Source organism: Collinsella sp. CLA-ER-H2 (genome assembly GCF_040092405.1).
Lineage (GTDB): Bacteria > Actinomycetota > Coriobacteriia > Coriobacteriales > Coriobacteriaceae > Collinsella.
In genome coordinates, this window is the sequence record NZ_JBBNLO010000001.1 from 81,519 (window position 1) to 102,753 (window position 21,235).

General features: G+C 60.9%; 19 protein-coding genes. 1 reads left to right on the plus strand and 18 read right to left on the minus strand.

The genetic code is table 11. From position 1 onward, the window contains the following. Positions 1-65: 65 nt before the first annotated feature. Positions 66-830, plus strand: a complete 765-nt coding sequence (locus AAAX59_RS00415) for an aminoglycoside phosphotransferase family protein (protein WP_006236119.1) — start codon at positions 66-68, stop codon at positions 828-830. Between the two features lie 181 nt (positions 831-1,011). Here the strand turns inward: AAAX59_RS00415 and AAAX59_RS00420 are convergent, their stop codons facing one another. From AAAX59_RS00420 to ppdK, 18 genes are all read right to left on the minus strand, one after another. Next, positions 1,012-2,733, minus strand: a complete 1,722-nt coding sequence (locus AAAX59_RS00420) for a proline--tRNA ligase (RefSeq protein ID WP_349069949.1) — start codon at positions 2,731-2,733, stop codon at positions 1,012-1,014. Then, positions 2,734-3,816: a flavodoxin-dependent (E)-4-hydroxy-3-methylbut-2-enyl-diphosphate synthase gene (gene ispG / locus AAAX59_RS00425; RefSeq protein WP_349069951.1), complete on the minus strand. Its 1,083-nt coding sequence runs from the start codon at positions 3,814-3,816 to the stop codon at positions 2,734-2,736. It abuts the gene before it with no gap. Positions 3,817-3,829: 13 nt separating this feature from the next. Continuing rightward, on the minus strand, positions 3,830-5,191 hold the full coding sequence (locus AAAX59_RS00430) for a M50 family metallopeptidase (RefSeq protein ID WP_349069953.1): 1,362 nt from the start codon (positions 5,189-5,191) through the stop codon (positions 3,830-3,832). Positions 5,192-5,216: 25 nt separating this feature from the next. Further along, positions 5,217-6,404 (minus strand): 1-deoxy-D-xylulose-5-phosphate reductoisomerase, encoded by a 1,188-nt coding sequence (gene dxr, locus AAAX59_RS00435; protein ID WP_195363556.1) that lies wholly within the window; start codon positions 6,402-6,404, stop codon positions 5,217-5,219. Further along, positions 6,404-7,303 (minus strand): phosphatidate cytidylyltransferase, encoded by a 900-nt coding sequence (locus AAAX59_RS00440; RefSeq protein ID WP_349069956.1) that lies wholly within the window; start codon positions 7,301-7,303, stop codon positions 6,404-6,406. The genes dxr and AAAX59_RS00440 overlap by 1 nt, the downstream gene beginning before the upstream one ends. A gap of 2 nt (positions 7,304-7,305) precedes the next feature. Then, complete coding sequence (locus tag AAAX59_RS00445; RefSeq protein WP_055285137.1) at positions 7,306-8,100, minus strand: isoprenyl transferase; 795 nt, start codon at positions 8,098-8,100, stop codon at positions 7,306-7,308. 1 nt (position 8,101) lies between these two features. Continuing rightward, a complete protein-coding gene (gene frr / locus AAAX59_RS00450; RefSeq protein WP_089573404.1) occupies positions 8,102-8,638 on the minus strand; it encodes a ribosome recycling factor in 537 nt (178 codons plus the stop codon). Between the two features lie 2 nt (positions 8,639-8,640). Next, complete coding sequence (pyrH, locus tag AAAX59_RS00455; protein ID WP_040359955.1) at positions 8,641-9,363, minus strand: UMP kinase; 723 nt, start codon at positions 9,361-9,363, stop codon at positions 8,641-8,643. Between the two features lie 118 nt (positions 9,364-9,481). Next, positions 9,482-10,351 carry a translation elongation factor Ts gene (tsf, locus tag AAAX59_RS00460; protein WP_022094736.1) on the minus strand — a complete coding sequence of 290 codons (870 nt, stop codon included), beginning with the start codon at positions 10,349-10,351 and terminating at the stop codon, positions 9,482-9,484. A gap of 45 nt (positions 10,352-10,396) precedes the next feature. Next, entirely contained in the window at positions 10,397-11,125 is a 729-nt protein-coding gene (rpsB, locus tag AAAX59_RS00465; protein WP_006236109.1) for a 30S ribosomal protein S2, read from the minus strand. 219 nt (positions 11,126-11,344) lie between these two features. Beyond that, entirely contained in the window at positions 11,345-12,265 is a 921-nt protein-coding gene (locus AAAX59_RS00470) for a tyrosine recombinase (protein ID WP_349070028.1), read from the minus strand. Beyond that, positions 12,262-13,599 (minus strand): methylenetetrahydrofolate--tRNA-(uracil(54)-C(5))-methyltransferase (FADH(2)-oxidizing) TrmFO, encoded by a 1,338-nt coding sequence (gene trmFO, locus AAAX59_RS00475; RefSeq protein WP_117745959.1) that lies wholly within the window; start codon positions 13,597-13,599, stop codon positions 12,262-12,264. The genes AAAX59_RS00470 and trmFO overlap by 4 nt, the downstream gene beginning before the upstream one ends. 14 nt (positions 13,600-13,613) lie before the next feature. Continuing rightward, positions 13,614-14,546, minus strand: coding sequence for a DNA-processing protein DprA (locus tag AAAX59_RS00480; protein ID WP_117745984.1), 933 nt, complete (start codon positions 14,544-14,546; stop codon positions 13,614-13,616). Beyond that, positions 14,546-16,069: a YifB family Mg chelatase-like AAA ATPase gene (locus AAAX59_RS00485; protein WP_349069958.1), complete on the minus strand. Its 1,524-nt coding sequence runs from the start codon at positions 16,067-16,069 to the stop codon at positions 14,546-14,548. Before AAAX59_RS00485 ends, AAAX59_RS00480 begins: the two co-directional genes overlap by 1 nt. Then, positions 16,069-16,554, minus strand: coding sequence for a YraN family protein (locus AAAX59_RS00490; RefSeq protein ID WP_238022474.1), 486 nt, complete (start codon positions 16,552-16,554; stop codon positions 16,069-16,071). The genes AAAX59_RS00485 and AAAX59_RS00490 overlap by 1 nt, the downstream gene beginning before the upstream one ends. 189 nt (positions 16,555-16,743) lie before the next feature. After that, complete coding sequence (locus AAAX59_RS00495; protein WP_117745957.1) at positions 16,744-17,532, minus strand: ribonuclease HII; 789 nt, start codon at positions 17,530-17,532, stop codon at positions 16,744-16,746. Between the two features lie 93 nt (positions 17,533-17,625). Then, on the minus strand, positions 17,626-17,967 hold the full coding sequence (gene rplS / locus AAAX59_RS00500; protein WP_006236098.1) for a 50S ribosomal protein L19: 342 nt from the start codon (positions 17,965-17,967) through the stop codon (positions 17,626-17,628). Positions 17,968-18,177: 210 nt separating this feature from the next. Next, positions 18,178-20,928 carry a pyruvate, phosphate dikinase gene (gene ppdK / locus AAAX59_RS00505; protein WP_349069959.1) on the minus strand — a complete coding sequence of 917 codons (2,751 nt, stop codon included), beginning with the start codon at positions 20,926-20,928 and terminating at the stop codon, positions 18,178-18,180. Between the last annotated feature and the right edge of the window lie 307 nt (positions 20,929-21,235).

Consider the following 21,235-nt stretch of genomic DNA (forward strand, 5'->3'; position numbering starts at 1 on the left):
GGGGTGCACGGGTGTTTCACACACCCCCGCCGTCGCTTCTATCGCATCGTTGAAAGGATGCAACCATGCTGCTACCCGATTCCAAGACCGAGCTCGTCCGCCGTGGCAACAAGGTCGTTTACGACCTGGGCGACAAGATCGTCAAGGTCTTTAACGAGACCAAGCCTGTCTCCGACGTGTTCAACGAGGCTTTGAATCTTGCCCGCATCAATGAGTGCGGCATCCGCAGCCCCAAGGCTCTCGAGGTTTCCCAGCTCGAGAACGCCAACGGCTGGGCGCTCGTGACCGAGAAGGTTCCGGGCACCACCCTTGCCGAGAAGATGACTGCCGAGCCCCAGCGCTTTGGTGAGTACCTCGAGATGTTCGTCGACCTCCAGATCGAGATCCACGGCTACACCTCCCCGCTGCTCAACCGTCAGCGCGACAAGTTCGCCCGCATGATCGACAGCCTTGATCAGCTCAATGCCACCACGCGCTACAACCTTCAGGAGCGTCTGGACGGCATGACCAAGGAGTTCAAGGTCTGCCACGGCGACTTCAACCCCTCCAACGTCATCGTCGGCGACGACGGCCAGCTCTATGTGTGCGACTGGGCACACGCCACCCAGGGCTCCCCTGCTGCCGACGTTGCCACCACCTACCTGCTCTTTGCTCTCAACAGCAAAGACCAGGCCGAGGCCTACCTGGAGCTCTACTGCGACCGCGCCGACATGCCCATGCAGGTCGTGCGTCAGTGGACGAGCATCGTCGCCGCTTCCGAGCTCGCTCGTAAGCGCAACGTGAACGATGAGTTCCTGAAGAACTGGATCGACGTCGTCGATTATCAGTAATATCTGAGCGATTCATTTCGCATCGGAGGCACAAAGGAAAACCCCGCAGCTCGCATGGGCTGCGGGGTTTCCTTTTAGCACTTGAGCGTGCCGACAAGATAAAAGGACGGCCCCTGCATCTCCCCGATCTGGAGAAATGCAGGGGCCGTCCCGTATATCGAACTACAAGCGAAATCGCCGATTAACGGCGTGCCGCCTTCACAAGCTCGGCAACCTTGGTGACGACCTCGTCGATCGCCACGTCCTCGCGCTCGCCCGTGGCACGGTCCTTGAGCTCGACGGTGCCGTTCTTAAGGCCACGCTTGCCGAGCACCACCTGATACGGGAAGCCCATAAGGTCGTTGTCGGCAAACTTAAAGCCGGGACGCTCATCGCGATCGTCGACGACGACCTCGATACCCTCGGCGCACAGGCCATCAACGATCTGCTCGCAGACGGAAGCGCACTCCTCCTTCTTGGGGTCGAGCGGAATCACCGCAACCTCGTACGGGGCAACGGAGACCGGCCAGACGATGCCGTGCTCGTCGTTGTGCTGCTCCACGACGGCAGCGAGCGAGCGGGACACACCAACGCCGTAGCAGCCCATGATCAGCGGCTTCTCCTTGCCGTCCTCGTCCATAAAGGTGGCACCCATGGCCTCGGAATACTTGGTGCCCAGCTGGAAGACCTGAGAAACCTCGATGCCGCGAGCAGCAGAGAGCGGCTTGCCGCAGTGCGGGCAGGGATCGCCGGCAACGACGGTGACCAGGTCGGCCCACTCGTCGACGGTAAAGTCGCGCTCGGGGCAGGCACCGGTAAAGTGATAATCGACTTCGTTGGCACCGCAGGCCCACTGCTTGGACTCGCGCAGGCTCTCGTCGCACACCAGACGGATGCCCTCGGGCAGGTTGACCGGTCCGATAAAGCCCTTGTGCAGGCCGTTCGCCTGAAGCTCATCGTCGGTCATCATGCGATAGCCCTTGCCAAAAACATGCTCGGCCTTGCAGTCGTTGAGTTCATGATCGCCCGGAACGATGGCCACGACAGGCTTGCCCTCAGCGTCGATGAGTGCCAGCGACTTGCGCGTGCCGTTCTCGGGGAAGCCGAAGAACTTTGCAACGGCCTCGATGGTGCCCATACCCGGAGTCTCGACCTTGGTAAGCGTACCGTCGCCAGGACCCTCGGTCACAACGACCTTGGTACTTGCGGCCTCGTCATCGGCAGCAAAGCCGCACTCGTCGCAGTAGACGAGCGAGGCCTCACCGGCGTCGGCCAAAGCCATGTACTCGACGGAGGTGTCGCCACCGATCTCGCCGGAGTCGGCGACTACGGGCAGAGCCTTGATGTAGCAGCGCTCGCAGATGTTGGCGTAGGCCTGCTTCATCTTGTCGTACTCCTCCTGCAGACTCTCCTGCGTGGCAGAGAAGCTGTAGGCGTCCTTCATGATGAACTCGCGACCGCGCATCAGGCCAAAGCGGGGACGGAACTCGTCGCGGAACTTGTCCTGGATGTGGTAGAGGTTAACGGGCAGTTGCTTGTAGGAACGCAGCTCATTGCGAACCAGGGCGGTCACGGTCTCCTCGTGCGTGGGGCCCAGCACGAACTCGCGGCCGTGGCGGTCATCGAAGCGCACGAGTTCCTTGCCATAGGCGTCGATGCGGCCGGACTCGCGCCATAGCTCAGCGTCGACCATAATGGGCATCATGAGCTCCTGGGCACCGGCGGCATCCATCTCGTCGCGCACGATGTTCTCGATCTTGCGAATCGAGCGCCATGCGAGCGGCAGGTAGGAATACAGACCGGCGGCCTCCTTGCGGATCATGCCGGCACGGAGCAGCAGGCGGTGGCTGGCGAGCTCAGCGTCCGCCGGATCCTCTTTAAGCGTCGGCGCATAGAGCTTAGACATATACATTGCTCGGGTCATTTATTTCTCCTCAATAAGTTTGTCGACCTCTGCCATAAGCGCGTCGACAATTTGGTCCTCAGCTACTTTACCAATGATCTGGCCATGCGAAAAGAGCAAGGCCTGACCACGTCCGCAAGCAACGCCCAGGTCGGCATCAGAAGCCTCACCGGGGCCATTAACGGCACATCCCATCACGGCGATGGAAAGCGGCGCGGAATAGTTCTTCAGTCGCTCGGTAACCTCCTCGGCGATGGGAATGAGGTTGACCTGGCAACGAGCGCACGTGGGACACGAGACGATCTCGGGACCACGGCGGCGCAGGCCAAGGGACTGCAGGATACCCCAGGCGACCGGCGGCTCCTCGACCGGATCGGCCGTGAGCGAGACGCGCATGGTGTCACCGATACCCTCAGACAGCAGAATACCAAGGCCCACCGAGCTCTTAATGGTGCCCTGAAGCTTGGTACCCGCCTCGGTTACGCCCAGGTGAAGCGGAACGTGGGGAATCTCACGCGACAGGGCTCGATAGGTATCAAGCGTCGTTTGCACGCTATGGGCCTTAGCCGAAAGCACGATGTTCGTAAAGCCGCGGTCTTCAAAATGCTTGACGAAACGCTCGCTCGACATCACGAGCTTTTCGGGCTGCGAAAGATTGTCGCGCTCGGCAATATCTTGCTCAAGCGAGCCCGCGTTCACGCCAATGCGAATCGCGCAGCCCGCGGCACCCGCGGCATCGATGACAGCGTCAACCTTGGCCCAATCGCCGATATTGCCGGGGTTGATGCGCAGCTTGGCGGCACCGGCCTCGACGGCGCCGATGGCAAGCTTATGGTTAAAGTGGATATCGGCGACGATTGGCACCGGAGACTCGGCACAAATCGTGCGAAAGCCCTCGAGCGCAGCCTCGGTAGGCACGCTCACGCGAACAACATCGCAACCCGCCTGGGCAAGCGCACGCACTTGCGCAAGCGTTGCCTGGGCGTCGGCGGTATCGGTGCAGGTCATGGACTGAACCACCACCGGCGCGCCACCACCGATCTGCACGCCGCCCACATATACGGGGCGCGTCAGCTCGCGCGGCAAAGGATGGGATAAAGACAATCCAAACACTCCCCTACAAAATAAATCGAAGGACGTCGGAACGAAGCATATAAACAAACAGCAGCGCAAAGAGCGCGATGCCGACATAGCTGACGATTGTCTGCACCTTGAGTGGCAGCTCGCGACCGGCGACCATTTGGATGATCTCGATAACCAGCTTTCCCCCGTCGAGCGGCGGAATGGGCAGCAAGTTCATAAAGCCCAGCGAGAATGAGATGAGCGCTGCAAACGACAGGAACGTTACGGGGCCGGCAGCAGCAGCCTGTGAGGACATAACGCTAATACCCACGATCGAAGAAGACTGATCGAGAATCTCCATCGTATGCTGCGGCTGGAGCAGGCGCATCACGCCCTCCGCGGTCTGCACAACATAGGAGAATGACAGACGCGCCGAGGTGATGGGGTCCAAACGGACTACCTGCGTAGAGGCATACACACCTAGGCGCTCGTCCTCTTTGAGCGCAACCGTGGTCGAATGCTGCTTGCCGTCACGCTCGTACTCGATGGCGATATCGTCCTTACCGGCGGCCTTGCCGATGGCATCGTAAACGTTCATCCATGTGGAGCACGATACACCGTCAACCGAAAGGATCGCATCACCAGCCTCGATACCCGCCTTGGCGGCAATAGACCCCTCGTCAACCTGACCGATCACGTTGGTATCGATCGGCACGGTGACGCCCGCAATGGAATAGATGCTCATAAGCAGCAAAAAACCCGTCAGGATATTGACGAGAATGCCCGCGAGCAGCATAAAGGCGCGCTTGAGAAAGCCCTGGCCAAGATAAGTGTGCGAGCGCTCTTGCGCCAAGAAATCAGCCTCGCCGCACGGCAGCTCCCACACATCGCCCTCGGCAGTCGCATGCTCTCGATCGAACCGGCGGCCGTCAAAGGTGGTGTAACCCGCCGCGTCTCGCGGCAGCGTCTGATACTTGGTGGGATAGTAGCTCGGCGAGGGTTTCTCCCCTTCCTCATACCAGGGAGCGATGGAGCCCCAGCCCAGCAACAGAGCACAAGCCTCGAGCACATCCTCCTCGGAAAGCTCGAGCTCGACAGCAAGGTCGGCCACGGTCACGCGACCATGACGGTAGATAGCCGCGAGCACGCGATCGGCGCAGGAGACATCGGTCGGATCCATACCGCAGATGGCAGCGTAGCCACCCAGCAGCAGCGGGGTCACGCCAAACTTGGTTCCAATGCGACGCGACGTGTAATGGATGTCAAAGCGGCACGGCAGGCCCAAAAAGAACTCGGTCACACGGACGCCGCAGGCACGCGCCGCCAAAAAGTGGCCGCCCTCGTGCAAAAACACGAGGACGGAAAGCATCAGCAGGCCCCAAAAGACCGATGAGAGAACGCTCAGAACAGTATCCATAAAACGAAAAAGCAATCCTTATGGGTTAGGAACGGGTTGCGGCGAGTACCTGCGCAGCCTTTTCACGCGCCCACGCATCGATGTCGCGAAGCTGCTCAAACGAATCGACCGCCTGCATATCGTGGGCATCCATGCAGGATTCCACAATGCGATCGATATCGGTAAAGCTGCAGCCATCGTGCAGGAAGGCATCGACGGCGACCTCGTTGGCGGCATTGAGCACGCACGGCATGGTGCCACCCGTCTTGCCGGCACGCTCGGCCAGTGCCAGACAGCGGAAGGTATCCATGTCGGCAGCATCAAACGTGAGCTGCCCCAGCTCGCGGAAATCGATACGAGGCGCCGGGGTATCCCAACGCTCGGGATACGAGAACGCGAACTGGATGGGAATACGCATGTCGGAAGCACCGAGATGCGCCATCACGGAGCCGTCGGCAAACTCGACCATAGAGTGAATCTTGGACTGACGCTGCACGACCACGTTAATGAAATCGAGGTCGCAGTTAAACAGATGCATGGCCTCAATGCGCTCCAGGCCCTTGTTCATGAGGGTGGCGGAGTCGATGGTGATCTTGGCGCCCATGGCCCACGTGGGATGTGCGAGGGCATCGGCACGCGTCACGCGATTGAGCTCGTCGCGGGTGCGGCCAAAGAACGGACCGCCCGAGCAGGTGAGCCAAATACAATGAGCCTCGCGTGGGTTCTCCCCCAGATAGCACTGGTAGATGGCGGAGTGCTCAGAGTCGACTGGAATAAGCTGGCCCGGTTGCGCCAACGGCATAAGCAAGTCGCCGCCGACGACGAGGGACTCCTTGTTGGCAAGGGCAAGACGCTTATTCGAGGTCAAGGCCGCATGGCTCGCCTCGAGACCGGCGGCGCCCACAATAGCGACGAGCACGCAGTCGACATCGTCGCGACACGCGAGCTCGCAAACCGCCTGCGCGCCAACGCCGAGCTTCGTTCCCTCGGGCAACTCCTGCAGCACGGCGTCATCGCCATGAGCGACATCGGCCACGGCAACCGCCGGAACCGAGAACTCGCGGGCAGCGGCAACGAGCTCGGAGGTACTGGAGTTAACGGACAGCGCCGTCACCTGCAGGCGATCGGCATGCTGGCGGCACACATCGAGCGCCTGGGTGCCGATAGAGCCCGTACAACCCAGGATGGCAACACGGAGACGTCCATCGGGGCCATACGTCGTCTGGAAGGACATTACAGCACGCCTCCGATCATCAAAAGCAGCTGCGCGGTAATGCAGCCAAAGATAAGCGAATCGCTACGATCGAGCATGCCGCCATGGCCCGGGATAAGGTTGCCGGAATCCTTGACGCCCACACCGCGCTTGATGCGCGACTCGATGAGGTCGCCGATAACGCCCAGGACGGACACGACCACGCCGCACAGCAGCGCATAGGGCAGGCTGAGCTTGTAGAAGTGCGTCGCCCACAGGATGAGCCAAATCAAAACCGAGCCAAGAATGCCGCCAACAAACCCCTCCCAGCTCTTTTTGGGAGAGATCTTGGGGACCATCTTGTGTTTACCGATACGGCTGCCCACGATGTAGGCAAACGAATCGGAGACCCAAAGGGACGCACAAACGCCCACCGAAAGCAGGGCGCCGGCAAAACCGGGCACGGCATCGCGCAGCAGCACGATAGCCGACAGCATAAAGCCAGTGTAGATGGGACCCATGAGCGTCACGGCCACATCAGAGATGCGGGTACGCGGCGACCAGACATACCAAATGCCCACAGCGAGCATCAGGGCAAAAAGCAGGGTATTCAGCAACATCGAATCGCCCAACGCCGACAGCGGAAAGAGTACGGCGGCAGCGATACCCATGCGCTCGTTAGCCATCTTGCCATCGAGCCTCGTCATACGGAAAAACTCATAGCAGCACAGACCGCTCATGACAGAAACAAAGATGGCCGTGGGCACAATACCCAAAACCAAGCACAAGATAAAGACAACGGCGTAGACGATACCGGCGGCGGCACGGGTAATAAAGCCCGCCAGCCACGAACCGGTGCCGCTCTTCGCTGCAGGCGCTCCCGAAGTGGCAGCTTTGCGCGCAGGCGTCTTGGGAGAAGATGCCTTGGGACGATTGGACACGATTAAGCCTCCTCGGTCTTGCTCAGTCCACCAAACCTACGGTCACGGCCCTGATAGGCCAAAATGGCGTCGACAAGGCCCCAACGATCAAAATCGGGCCAATAGGTATCGGTGACGTAGAACTCGGAATAAGCCACCTGCCACAGCAGATAGTTCGAAAGGCGCAGCTCACCAGAGGTGCGAATCACAAGCTCAGGATCGGGAAGACCGGCAGTATAGAGGTGAGAAGCCACCATGTCGTCATCAATTGCGGCAGGGTCGATCTTACCGGCGGCAACGTCGAGTGCGATCTGACGGACAGCGCGAGTAATCTCGGCACGCGCGCCGTAGTTGACGGCAAGCGCCAGCGTCATACCGGTGTGATCGGCGCACTCAGCAAGACCGCGTTCAAAAACGTCGCGGGTCTTCTTGGGCAGCGCGGAAATATCACCCAAAAAGACAACGCGCACGTTTTCGCGCTTCAGAAGCGGCAACTCGTCGATGAACGTCTTGGCAAACAGGTGCATCAAGACGTTGACCTCATGCTGCGGGCGGTTCCAGTTTTCGGTAGAAAACGCATAGGCCGAAAGCACGTCGACGCCCAGGCGCACGCAGGCGGTAATGATCTCGCGCAGCGAGACGATACCCGCCTTGTGGCCCTCAGTGCGTGCAAGACCGCGCGACGTGGCCCAACGACCGTTGCCGTCCATGATGCATGAGATATGGTGCGGAATGTTATTGAGGTCAAGGTCTGAAAAACCGACGCCCGCAGGGGCGTCGGCAAAGTACTCGACCAGTTTATGCTCGTCGTATTGCACCTTAGATCTCCATGACCTCGGCTTCTTTTTCCTTCAGAAGCTCCTCGACCTTGGCGACATACTCATCAGTGTGCTTCTGGACCTTGGCCTGCTCGCGACGGACATCGTCCTCGGTGAGCTCCTCATCGCGCTCGAGCTTGTTGTTGAAGTCGCGACGGATGTTACGGATAGACACCTTGGCCTGCTCGGCGTACTCGCGGCACTCCTTGACGAGCTCGCGACGGCGCTCCTCGGTGGGAGCCGGGAACGGCAGACGAACGACGGTGCCATCGGAGTTGGGGGTAATACCCAGATCGGAAGCGCCGATGGCCTTGACGATAGCGTTGATAAGTGCCTTGTCCCACGGCTCGATGAGCAGCATGTGGGCCTCGGGGGTCTTGACGGCGGCAATCTGCGTGACCGGCGTGGGAACACCGTAATAATCGACGGTGATGTCGGACAGAATGTTGGCATTGGCGCGGCCGGTACGGACCTTGGAGAAGTTATGCTTGAGGGACTCGAGCGACTTGTCCATATGGGCGGTGATGTTCTCTGCCATGCTTAATCCTCCTGATAGACGAGCGTGCCGACGGGCTCACCCGCGAGCGCGCGCTTGACGGTGTCCTCGCCATCGATGTTGAGGACCAAAATCGGCATACGGTTGTCCTGGCACAGTGCCGTAGCCGTGGAATCCATAACCTGCAGACCGCGGACGAGCACCTCGTGATAGGTAATCTTGTCAAAACGGACGGCGTCGGCGCACTTGACGGGATCCTTGTCGTAGATGCCGTCAACCTTGGTGGCTTTAATCAGAATCTCGGCGCCGATCTCGCACGCACGAAGAGCCGCGGCGGTGTCGGTCGTAAAGTACGGATTGCCCGAACCGGCGGCAAAGATAACGACGTTGCCCTTGGAAAGGTGGTTGATGGCGCGACGGCGAATATAGGGCTCGCAGATCTCGTTCATCTGGATAGCGCTCATAACGCGGCAGGGAACATCGTTGTGCTCGAAGGCATCCTGCAGGGCGAGCGCGTTCATAACGGTTGCCAGCATGCCCATGTAGTCGGCCTGAGCACGCTCCATGCCACCGGCAGCGCCGGCCATGCCGCGGAAAATATTACCGCCGCCGACAACGACGCCGACCTCATGGCCAACGGCGAGCAGCTCCTTGACCTGTTTGGCAAGATGGTCGGTAACCTTGGGGTCGATGCCATACTGGCCGTCGCCCATCAGTGCTTCGCCAGAAAGCTTAAGAAGCACGCGTTTATATCGGATGTCGGACAAAGCGATCCTCCTTTAGATTGAACTCTCAACATTCTATCAAAGGCTCTAAGAAGAGCCATGAAAAAGCAGGCTGTGAGTAAAACCCACAGCCTGCTCATTACCAGCTACAAGAGCTTATTTACTCGCCACGAACCAGACGGTCAAAGGCAACGACGGTAATGGTGTCGCCGAGCTCCTTGGAGACCTGCTCAGCGTACTTCTTGATGGTGAGGGAGCTGTCCTTGATGAACTCCTGCTCGGTGAGCACGGACTGCTTGTAGAACTTCTCCAGACGGCCGACAGCCATCTTCTCCTGGATAGCCTCGGGCTTACCGGACTCGGCAGCCTGAGCCATGTAGATCTGCTTCTCGTGCTCGACGGTCTCGGCCGGAACCTGATCGCGGGTAGCACAGATCGGGGCGACGGCGGCAACCTGAAGGGCAACGTCGTGAGCGAAGGTCTTGAAGGACTCAGCCTGAGCGGTCTCGGCCTTCTCGAAGGCGAACTCGACGAGGACGCCGATCTTACCACCCATGTGGATGTAAGAAGCGAGCGCGCCGTTCTCAGCCTTGCGAGCAGCGAAGCGGGAGATCTTCATGTTCTCGCCCATGATGTGAATCATCTCGGTGAGCTCGGAGGAAACGGTCTCCTCGCCCATCGGCTTCTCGAGCAGAGCGTCGACGTCAGCAGGCTCGGTGGTAGCGACAACCTCAGCGACCTTGGAAGCAAAGCCGGTGAACTTGGCGTTGGAGCCAACGAAGTCGGTCTCGCAGGAGAGCTCGAGCAGAGCGCCGGTCTTGCCATCCTCGGAGACGAACGCGGCGACAGCGCCCTCGTTGGTCTCACGGCCAGCCTTCTTGGCAGCCTTGGCAAGGCCGTTCTTACGCAGAACGTCGACAGCGGCGTCCATGTCGCCGTCAGCCTCGACGAGAGCCTTCTTGCACTCCATCATCGGGGAGTCGGTCATCTCGCGGAGCTGCTTAACCATAGCGGCGGTAATCTGGGCCATTGTGGTTCCTTTCAAAGAGATGAAAAAGAATTAACTAAGACTGATTTACTCGGCCTTGGGCTCAGCGGCCATCTCGGCCTCGGAGACCTGCTCCTTGCCGGAGCCAGCGAGGCAGGCGTCAGCCATGAGCTCGCACATAAGGGTGACAGCGGAGATAGCGTCATCGTTGCAGGGGATGCCGTACTCGACCTCGTCGGGATCGGAGTTGGTGTCGATCAGGGCGACGACGGGGATGTTCAGGCGCTGGGCCTCCTTGATGGCGTTCTCCTCGCGCTTGGTGTCGATGACGAAGAGAGCCTGGGGCAGACCCTTCATGTCGCGGGCGCCACCGAGGTTGGTCTGGAGCTTAGTGAGCTCCTTGCCGAGAACAGCCTGCTCCTTCTTGGGCAGAACAGCCATGCGGCCGTCCTCGACCATAGCCTCGAGCTCCTCCATGCGGTTGATGCGGGAGCGGATGGTGACGAAGTTGGTCAGCATACCGCCGAGCCAACGCTGGTTGATGTAAGGCATGTTGGCGCGCTCAGCAGCGTTCTTGACGGCCTCCTGAGCCTGCTTCTTGGTGCCGACGAACAGCACGTTGCCTCCCTTGGCGACGTTCTTGACGAAGGTGTAGGCCTGGTCGGCGTCGAGGATGGTCTGCTTGAGGTCAAGGATATAGATGCCGTTGCGCTCACCGAAGATGAACGGCTTCATCTTGGGGTTCCAGCGACGGGTCTGGTGACCGAAGTGGCAGCCGGCCTCGAGCAGGGTGCGGATATTAATCTTGGTAGCCATGTTAAACCTCCTGTGGTTTGCCTCCGCGCGGGGTCATCCTCCAAAACCAACCCGGACATGTGCTACCAAAGCCCGGGCACCACGGTATGAAGTAGCCGCGCGTGCGTGATAAAAACATGTTGCCGTGAAGCAACCCGATGAATGATAGCAGGAATGCTTCTTCCTGCCAACCCGCAATCAAAACCACACACCTGAGTGCGGCGCGGGACGTCCCAGCAACTATTCGCCGCGGGGATGGGCTTGAGCCACAGCCCGCTTAAGCCGATCGGGTGTGAGATGCGTGTAGATCTGCGTCGTGGACAGGCTCGCATGACCCAGCAGCTCTTGGACCGAGCGCAGGTCCGCACCGCCCTCGAGCAAGTCGGTCGCAAAGGTATGGCGCATCGCATGCGGGGCGATGTCGGCCGGAATGCCGGCGAGCGTCGCCAGCGTATGGAACCGCCGCCGGAGCATGGCGGCGCTCATGCGATTGCCGCGCGCCGATATAAGCAGCGGATGCGGCCCGGTGGCGGGGTCACGGCGCTTTGCCTGAGCGAGCAACACCGGCCTCCCCTCCTCAATATAGAAACGAGTCACCTCGAGCGCACGACGATACAGGGGGACGATACGTTCTTTGCACCCCTTGCCCCACAGGCGCAGCGTGCGCTCGGACCATGAGATGGATTCCACATTGAGCGCCGCAAGCTCTGAGATGCGGGCACCCGAGGCATAGAGCAACTCGAGCATCGCCGCATCGCGCAGTCCCGCGGGTGTTGAGGTATCGGGGGCTTTGAGGAGTGCCTCCACCTGTTGAGTCGTAAGGACGCCCGGCAGGTCGCGCGGCAGCTTGGGCGATGCGATCGCCGAGACCGCATCGCCCTCGACAATCCCCTCGACAGCCATCCACCGATAGAGTGAGCGAATGGCAGACAGGTGTGCCGCAAGGGTCCGAGCCGCCACCTGGCCACGCGACAGCTCGGCCAAATAGGAACGAACGGTCCGTACGTCGGCGGCGCGAGCGTCGATGCCCTCGCGTTCGCACCACGCAGCAAAGCGCTCCAGCCTCGAGCCATAGGCCGTCACCGTGTTGGGAGAAAGTCCCTCGACGCGTGCGATATAGGCGATAAACGAGTCGACGGTGTCGTACAGGTCAAAGGCTATGACCGGTCGCCTCCAAACAGATCGGGGCGAGTGGCCAGATAGGCGTCAAGGGCCTCGAGCGCACGGTCCGCATAGGCCTGGTAGCGGTCGCGCTTGCTGCGGCGCTTACCATCCTCGAGTGGCGGCACCAGGCCAAAGTTGACATGCATGGGCTGATAGCCCACGGTGGCAGGATCGGTCGCATAGCCCACGAGCGCACCCAGGGCGCCCACGCGGGGCAACTCGACGGAATCGGCGCCGATAGCCTCTGCATAGGTGTTGAGCGCCGCGAGCAGACCGGTCGCCACGGCTTCCATGTACCCCTCGGTGCCGGTGATCTGACCGGCCAGGCGCACGCCGGTACCGGGCACGGCAAAGGTGCCATCGAGCACGTGCGGGGCGTCGACAAAGGTATTGCGGTGCATGACACCGTAGCGGAAGAACTCAGCGTTCTCCAGGCCCGGCACCATATGGAAGACGCGCTTCTGCTCGCCAAAGGTCAGGTTGGTCTGGAAGCCCACCAGGTTATAGGCGGTCTTCTCCTTGTTCTCGGCACGCAGCTGAATCGCCGCCCAAGGGCGACGTCCGGTACGCGGGTCGGTGAGGCCGACGGGCTTCATGGCGCCAAAGCGAATGGCGTCCTTGCCGGTGCGCGCAACCTCCTCGGCAGGCTGGCAGGCCTGGAACAGATCGCCGCCCTCAAAGTCCTTGAGCACCACGCGGTCGGCCGTGGTGAGCGCCTCGATAAAGGCCTCGTACTCCTCCTTGTTGAGCGGAGCGTTGAGATAGTCGCCGCTCCCCTGCTCCTCGTAGCGCGACTGCGAAAACAGCACGTCCATATCGAGCGTGGAGGCATCGACGATCGGCGCCGCGGCATCGAAGAACGCAAGGGCGTCGCCACCGACGAGCTTCATGACCTCTTCGCTCAGCGCCGGTGAACACAGCGGGCCCGCGGCAATGACCACGTGGCCCTCGGGGATCTGGGTGACCTCGCCGTGAACGACCTCGATATTGGGGCGGGCGGCAACCTCAGCCTCGACGAGCTCGGAGAATGTAACACGGTCGACCGCCAGGGCGCCACCAGCGGGAACAGCAGCGCGATGGGCGCAGTCGAGCAGGACTGAACCCATGCGCTCAAGCTCGGCCTTCAGCAAACCAGCCGCGGAATCCGGACGGGTCGACTTAAACGAATTGGAGCAGACGAGCTCTGCCAGGTGATCGGTATGGTGAGCCGGGGAGCTCACCTGGGGGCGCATCTCGCACAGCTTTACGGCAAACCCGCGGTCTGCCAGCTGGATCGCGCATTCCGAACCCGCCAGACCGCCACCGATAACCGTCACCTGATCGAACTGCATCTGCAAACACCTTTCTAATTGACACGTTTTCCATTGTGACCGAAGGGCGTCTGGGCGTGAAGGGCAAACTTGGAGGGCGCATACCTTCCATCCATCATGCGCTCGATAAGGCCCTCGAGTTCAAGCGAACCCAAGAGTTTGAGTACGCCGACAGCATCGAGTGAGACGAGCGCCGCGATGTCGTCGACCTTGAGCGGCGAGGCGATGAGCGCATGCATCACGGTCTGCTGTGTTGGATTCAGGTCGGCAATGCCGGGAGCATCGGGGCGCGAGTAGCGCAGGGTGCCGTATATGCGAGAGATAGCCATCTCGATGGACTCCTCGTCGACAATGCAGCAGGCACCGTTCGCAATGAGGTAATTCGTGCCACGCGACTCGGGCGATAGGATCGACCCCGGCACGGCAAGAAGTTCGCGCCCCAAATCCATAGCAGCCTCGGCTGTAGAAAACGTCCCGGAAGGCATACCCGCCTCGGATACAAAGAGGGCTTGCGACAGGGCCGCGATCACGCGATTGCGACGCGGAAAGGCAAACTTGCGCGGACCCATGCCCCACGGAGAGATCGACACGACCGCGCCGCCCGTATCGAGCGTGCGCGTAATAAGCCCCGCGCTCGAACGCGGGTAGACCACGTCGGCGCCCGTCCCCAGCACCACGACGTGTTTGCCGCCGGCGTTGACCGCAGCCCAACCCGAGGCCTGGTCACAACCGACCGCACCGCCCGAAACTACCGTCACTCCCGCCTCAACCGCCACCTTCGCCGCAAGCTCTGCCACGGCAAGACCATACGGCGAGGCCTTTCGCGCACCGATGATGGAGAGCGCGGGCGTCGAAAGCGCCTCGGGGTTGCCGCGCACATAGAGCGTCTGAGGTACATCAGAAAGCTCCAAAACGGTCTCGGGATACAACGCGTCACCTGGATGCAGCTCGAAGGTCCCCTCAGCCATCATTGGTCCCTCCTTCCCTGGTACATCGCCGCCTCGAGCACGTGGTCCTGCGTCACCTGCTCGCTCTCGGCGACATCTGCGATCGTGCGCGCAATGCGAACAAGGCGCACGATGCCACGCCCTGTGAGATGCGTGCGCTTCGACAGGCCGAGCACACACTTCTCCGCCGCATCATCGAGCTCAAAGGTCGAAACGACGCCGTCAATGGACCGAGTCTCGTCATCCTCGCCCTCGGCATCCGCATCGTCCATGCGGGATTCGCGCCAAGCGCGAAAGGCGCGACCGCGCACAACGTAGTCACGTAACTCGGCCGACGACATGCCCTCCGCACCCTCGATAATCACTTGAGGGTCGGGACGGGTCACATCGATCATCATGTCGATACGGTCGGCCAAAGGACCGCGCAGTTTAGACCGATAGCGCTCGACCATCGCCGCCGAGCAGCGACACGGCACCTCGCGATCGCCCAAAAAGCCGCAGGGGCAGGGATTGCTCGCAGCCAGCAGCTGAAAGCGCGACGGGAAGGTAAAAGCCCCGTCGACGCGTACGATCCTCACGTAGCCGCGCTCGATGGGCTGACGCAGCGTCTGCAGCACGCCAGTGGGAAACTCGGCAAGCTCGTCCAAAAAGAGCACGCCGCCATGAGCAAGGCTGATCTCACCCGGGTGCACCGGGCGCCCGCCGCCGATAAGGCCTGCGGTCGAAATACTGTGGTGGGGACTGCGGAAGGGGCGGTGCCCCGCCAACAAGCCATCAATGTTCTCACCCAAAACCGAATGGATGCACAGTGCCTCCTGCTGATCCTCAACGGAAAGCTCGGGCAGGATGCCGGTCATACGGCGTGCGAGCATCGTCTTGCCCGATCCCGGAGACCCGATCATAAGCAAGCCGAGTTCTCCTGCCGCCGCAAGCGCCATGCCGCGTTTAGCGACTTCCTGCCCCAGCACGTCTGCATAGTCGAGCTCGGGCTCAAAGGTCGCCTCGACACCCTCGGAATCCAAGTAGTGCCGTGCGGCATCGCCCATGCCGTGAGCAAGCTGAGACAGATGGTCGATAAAGCCGCAATCTACGCCCGCGAGTGGCACATGCTGATCGGACCTGCCGGCGATAAAAGACAGCCCCATGTCGCGAGCCAATAGCTGAAACGCCACCTCGCCCTTGACGGGAAGCACCGTACCGTCCAGACCAAGCTCACCTGCGATAAGGCAGCGATCGAGGTTGTCACGGGGAATCTGCTCATCGGCCGCTAGAACCGCGATGGCGATGGGCAGGTCAAAGCCGCTACCGGTCTTGCGGATATCGCCGGGTGCCAGGTTAACGGTAATGCCCGAGCGCGGGATCTCGAACCCGGCGGAGCGCATCGCGCAGCGAATACGACCGCGTGACTCCATCACCTCCATACTCGGAATGCCGAGCATCTGGATGCCCGGAACGCCACCGGCAAGCGAGACCTCGACCGTGACGTGAATCGCCTCGACGCCGCGGATGCAGGCCGCGTGAACGGCAAACGTCTCGAACGCCATCACGACACCTGCCAATCGAACGCGTTGTACTGGTGCTCGATCTCGGCGATATGCCCGCCGCGGATGGTGACACCCACAGCATCGAAGCGAATCGCCTTGAGCGGATAATGCTCCATGAGATAGCAGCTTGCGATGCGGCGGTAGCGGCGTTGCTTTTGGGCGTCCACGGCCTCCTCGGGAAAGACCCGCGTGGTGCAATCCAGGGCGACGCGTCTCGTCTTGACCTCGGCCATCACCACGACATCGTCGAGCTCATCGAGCAGCACCAGATCGGCCTCGCCCTCGGTGCAACGATAGCCCTGCTCCAGCAAGGTGTAGCCGCGCTCGTTAAAGTAGTCGATGGTGATCAGCTCGCCCAGCATGCCTAGCTCGCGGGGACTGAGTCCCTTGATAAACTCGGGCGTCATCGCCCCGGAGTCGAGCTCGCCGTTTTCCCAACGCTCCTTGAGCTGCTGCGTCTTGCTCTTTTTGCTTGCGGCACTCATGGGGTCTCCTTCCCCGCACACTGCATTGCCCCGATGATGAGGGCACCTTTCATGCGGGTAAGTACCGGAAGCAAACCAAAAGCTGACCAAATGCCGTCAAAAAACGGGCCGTACGCAACAATGGTGTTGCATACGGCCCGCTACCAGCAGGTTTATAAAACCCCAGAGGTCCATGTCTCCACAATTGGCCTAGAAAAGGCGCTCAGTCTGCAGAAAGTTTCCGCAAAAGCTCACGCGGTGCAGCGGACAAAGTCCATGTTTGCGAATGGCCTCGATGTGCTCGGGGCTCGCATAGCCCTTCGACTCGGCCAGATGGTACTCGGGATACTCGGCGTCGTACTCGACCATCATCTCGTCACGCGTGACCTTGGCCATGATGGACGCCGCGGCGATGCAGGCGATCTTGGCATCGCCCTTAACCACGTCGCGCTCATTGGGAACGGCGCCCAAGGGGTTGCCATCCATGAGGACGCAGTCGGGTTCAAGTCCCGTATCGGCCACCGCACCCGCAACGGCAGCGCGGATGGCGCGGGCCATACCCATCTCATCGATATCTGCAGGAGCGATATGGCAAAAGCCGATAGCAGTCGCCACCTCGGCAATCTTAACCGAGAGCAGCTCGCGGCGCGCCGGCGTGAGCTTTTTGGAATCGTTGATGCCCCAGATGCGCGGCTCCATCGGAAGGCACACGGCACACACGGTCAAGGGCCCCGCTACCGAGCCACGGCCCACCTCGTCGACACCAACGACCACCCCATCGCCGCCAAGCTCATGCATAAGCTCATACATGTCATTGACGCGCTCGCGCTCGGCAAGCTCTTTGGCATGGCGTTTGAGGGCGCGTTCGCAAGCCTTGATCACCTGCTGGCGCGGATCCTCGCGATAATGCTCCACGAGGGCGGGAATCTCCTCAAACGTAGCACTCGCCAACTCACCGGCAACCTGCGATGCCGAAACCGAGCTCGTCATGTTGGCCATACCAGGCCCTCCTTGCATGCAAATCAGATAAAAAGAAGGGCCACCCGAAGGTGACCCTTACGTCCAAACGAGTGGACAGACGCTGCGATCTTCTTAGCGCTTCTCGGGGATGCGAGCAGCCTTGCCCACCTTGTCGCGGAGGTAGTACAGCTTGGCGCGACGGACGCGACCATGACGAACGACCTCGAGCTTGGCGATCTTGGGGCTGTGAAGCGGGAAGGTACGCTCAACACCGACACCGAAGGACATCTTGCGGACGGTGAAGGTCTCGCGGGCACCGGCGCCGGCCATGCGGATGACGTCGCCCTGGAAGACCTGGATGCGCTCGCGGTCGCCTTCCTTAATGCGGTAGTGAACCTTGACGTTGTCGGCGACGCGAACCTGAGGAATGTCCTCGCGGATCTGCTGACGCTCGATTGCGCGGATGTAATCCATGTGCAATTCCTTACTCTTCTAGAGGTGCCGTACCACCTTGGCCGGCACGTAGTTGAACAAACGTATTCGAGTATACACGCGCGGGTTTCTGCTGCAAGAACAATTTTTTACGCAGACAAAAAGACAAAACCCGCACATGATAACCGCCCGTCTCACGAATGAGACGGGCGGCATGAAGGGGGGCTACGCTAGGCGTCTAAACCCAAAACGTTAGGCGGAACGCTTAGCCTCGAGCTTGGCCTGAGCGGCAGCCAGGCGTGCGAGGGGCACGCGGTAGGGCGAGCAGGACACATAGTCCACATCGGCCACGTTAAACAGGCCCTTGATGGACTTGGGGTCGCCGCCGTGCTCACCGCACACGCCAAAGTGCATGTCGGGGTTGGTGGCGCGGCCCTTCTCGACAGCCATGCGCACCAGCTCGAGTACTGCCGTATCGATGGTCTCGAAGGGGTTGTCCTTTAAGATCTTCTTGTGCATGTACAGCGGGATGAACTTGGCCTCGGCATCGTCGCGGGAGAAGCCGAAGGTGGTCTGGGTGAGGTCGTTGGTGCCAAAGCAGAAGAAGTCTGCGTGATGGGCGATCTCGTCAGCGACCATGCAGGCGCGCGGCAGCTCGAGCATCGTGCCCACGGGAATATTGAGCTCGACGCCCTCTTCGTTGGAAACCTCGGCGATTACGCGCTCGATAACCTCGCGGGTCTGGACATGCTCGGCCGTGATGGAAACGAGCGGAACCATGATTTCGGGGCGCGGGTCGACGCCTTCCTTGATAAGGCGGGCAGCAGCCGTGGCCACAGCGCGGACCTGCATGAGCGGCAGATCGCCAAAGACGACGGACAGGCGCACGCCGCGCAGCCCGAGCATGGGGTTCGACTCGACCATGCCGTCGATACGGCGCAGGCGGGCGCGCAGGACGGCAAGCTCTTCCTCGCTGGCGTCAGCGGCTTCCTTCTTGGTGATGGCGACCTCGAGCTCGCGAGGATTATCCAGGAACTCATGAAGCGGCGGATCGAGCAGGCGGACGACCACATCGCGACCGGACATGGTCTTGAACATCGCCAGGAAGTCCTCGGTCTGAACCTTGAGCAGGTCGGCCAGGGCCTGCTGCTTCACGGCCTCATCGTCAGACAGGATAAAGCTCTGGATGATGTTCTTGCGGTCGCCCAGGAACATGTGCTCGGTGCGGCACAGGCCAATGGCCTCGGCGCCAAACTCGAGCGCGAGCGCGGCATCCTCGGGGCTGTCGGCGTTGACGCGCACATGGTTGGCATGGCCACAGGTCTCGTCCAGACGAATCTCGTCGGCCCAGGACAGGATGGTGTCCAGGTCGCCGGTGAGCTCGGCCGAAACCAGATCGACGGCGCCGTCGACGACGATACCTTGGGTGCCGTCGATGGAGATGACATCGCCCTCGTGCAGCACGAGGTCGCTGCCCTCGATGCGCACGACCTTCTCGGCGGCATCGATATGGAAGCGCTCAACGCCGCAGACGCAGGGCGTACCCATGCCGCGGGCGATAACGGCGGCATGGCTCGTCTTGCCACCGTGGCTGGTCAGGATACCCTCGGCGGCGACCATGCCCTTCAGGTCGTCGGGGTTGGTCTCCCAGCGAACCAGAATGACCTTGCGGCCCTCGTTGGCGCGCGCGACGGCATCGTCGCTCGAGAACACGACCTCGCCCACGGCGGCACCGGGGCTGGCGTTCAGACCACTGGCCAGCGCCTCGTACTTTTTGGAGGCGTCAAACTGCGGGTGCAGGAGTTGGTCGAGTTGCGCGGGGTCGATGCGGCTCACGGCCTCTTCGCGAGTGATCAGGCCTTCCTCGACCATTTCGATAGCGATGCGCAGGGCGGCGGTGGCGGTGCGCTTGCCCACGCGGGTCTGGAGCATCCAGAGCTTGCCCTGCTCGATGGTGAACTCGATATCGCACATATCGCGGTAATGGTCCTCGAGCGTCAGGAACACGTGCTCGAGCTCCTCACCTGCAGACTCGAGGCCCGGGGTGGCCTTGAGGTCGCCAATGGGCTCGGTGTTGCGGATGCCGGCGACGACGTCCTCGCCCTGGGCATTAACCAAAAAGTCACCGTAGAACTCCTTGGTGCCGTCGGCCGGATTACGCGTAAAGGCGACGCCCGTCGCAGAGGTCTCGCCCTTGTTGCCAAAGGCCATGGCCTGGACGTTGACGGCAGTACCGAGCTCGTCGGAGATGCCGTGCTGTTTGCGGTAGATGCAGGCGCGCTCGTTCATCCAGCTGCCAAAGACGGCCTGGATGGCAAGGCGCAGCTGAAGCTCAGGATCGTGCGGGAAGACGGGCTTGCCGTCGGCAACCTCGAGCTCGGGATACAGGGCGGCCTCGACGTTCTCGGAGAAGATCCCCTTGAAGGTCTCGACGAGTTCCTGCAGGTCCTCGGCCGAAAGCTCGGAATCGACGCGAATGCCGGCGACCAGGCGGGCCTGGGTCAGGGCGTTCTCGAACAGGTCGGCATCAACGCCCATGACGACGTTGGAAAACATCTGGATAAAGCGGCGGTAGCTATCCCAGGCAAAACGCGGATTTTGCGTCTGGGCGATGAGACCCTGAACGGAATCGTCGTTGAGGCCCAAGTTGAGGACCGTGTCCATCATACCGGGCATGGAGAACGGAGCGCCCGAGCGAACCGACACGAGCAGCGGATCGGAGGCGTCGCCGAGCTTTTTGCCGCAGCGGGCCTCGAGGTCAGCCTCGGCGGCAACGATCTCATCGAGTGCGCCTTCGGGCCAGACGTTGCCGGCACCGGAGTACTCGACACAGGTCTGGCAGGTAATAGTAAAGCCACCGGGAACCGGCAGGCCGATACGGCTCATCTCGGCAAGGTTTGCGCCTTTGCCGCCAAGCACGAAGTTCATGGACTTGTCGCCCTCAGTGACACAGGTGCCCTGGGCGTCGGTTCCAAAACGATAAACCCTCTTGCAATCGCTCACGATACTTCCCCTTCCATGCACTTACGCGCACGACCGTGGTAACGAATCGACCCGCCGGATGCGGGCCGTGAGGGTACTATACGGCGGGCATTGAGCGGGCTTGCGCAGAGGACGCGGGGGTTGGTAAACGTGGTAAATTTGGCGGTAAACGGTAGGTAAAGTTGGTTACCTTATGAAGATACCACAACAAGAAAATACAGGTCAGATGCAATGTTTTTGCTAAATCGCTTTACCAATTCAGACTTTTTAGCCACTTCGATGATTTTTCTGGGACGGGGATTAAAAAATCATTGAGTACCTAATGATT

What these genes read in the sequence shown, in the direction of transcription:
- AAAX59_RS00415 (WP_006236119.1), top strand. Translation starts at nt 66, where the DNA reads ATGCTGCTACCCGATTCCAAGACCGAGCTCGTCCGCCGTGGCAACAAG.
- AAAX59_RS00420 (WP_349069949.1), bottom strand. Translation starts at nt 2,733, where the DNA reads ATGACCCGAGCAATGTATATGTCTAAGCTCTATGCGCCGACGCTTAAA.
- AAAX59_RS00430 (WP_349069953.1), bottom strand. Translation starts at nt 5,191, where the DNA reads ATGGATACTGTTCTGAGCGTTCTCTCATCGGTCTTTTGGGGCCTGCTG.
- dxr (WP_195363556.1), bottom strand. Translation starts at nt 6,404, where the DNA reads ATGTCCTTCCAGACGACGTATGGCCCCGATGGACGTCTCCGTGTTGCC.
- frr (WP_089573404.1), bottom strand. Translation starts at nt 8,638, where the DNA reads ATGGCAGAGAACATCACCGCCCATATGGACAAGTCGCTCGAGTCCCTC.
- tsf (WP_022094736.1), bottom strand. Translation starts at nt 10,351, where the DNA reads ATGGCCCAGATTACCGCCGCTATGGTTAAGCAGCTCCGCGAGATGACC.
- rpsB (WP_006236109.1), bottom strand. Translation starts at nt 11,125, where the DNA reads ATGGCTACCAAGATTAATATCCGCACCCTGCTCGAGGCCGGCTGCCAC.
- trmFO (WP_117745959.1), bottom strand. Translation starts at nt 13,599, where the DNA reads ATGCAGTTCGATCAGGTGACGGTTATCGGTGGCGGTCTGGCGGGTTCG.
- AAAX59_RS00480 (WP_117745984.1), bottom strand. Translation starts at nt 14,546, where the DNA reads ATGGCTGAGGGGACCTTCGAGCTGCATCCAGGTGACGCGTTGTATCCC.
- AAAX59_RS00485 (WP_349069958.1), bottom strand. Translation starts at nt 16,069, where the DNA reads ATGGCGTTCGAGACGTTTGCCGTTCACGCGGCCTGCATCCGCGGCGTC.
- AAAX59_RS00490 (WP_238022474.1), bottom strand. Translation starts at nt 16,554, where the DNA reads ATGAGTGCCGCAAGCAAAAAGAGCAAGACGCAGCAGCTCAAGGAGCGT.
- AAAX59_RS00495 (WP_117745957.1), bottom strand. Translation starts at nt 17,532, where the DNA reads ATGGCCAACATGACGAGCTCGGTTTCGGCATCGCAGGTTGCCGGTGAG.
- rplS (WP_006236098.1), bottom strand. Translation starts at nt 17,967, where the DNA reads ATGGATTACATCCGCGCAATCGAGCGTCAGCAGATCCGCGAGGACATT.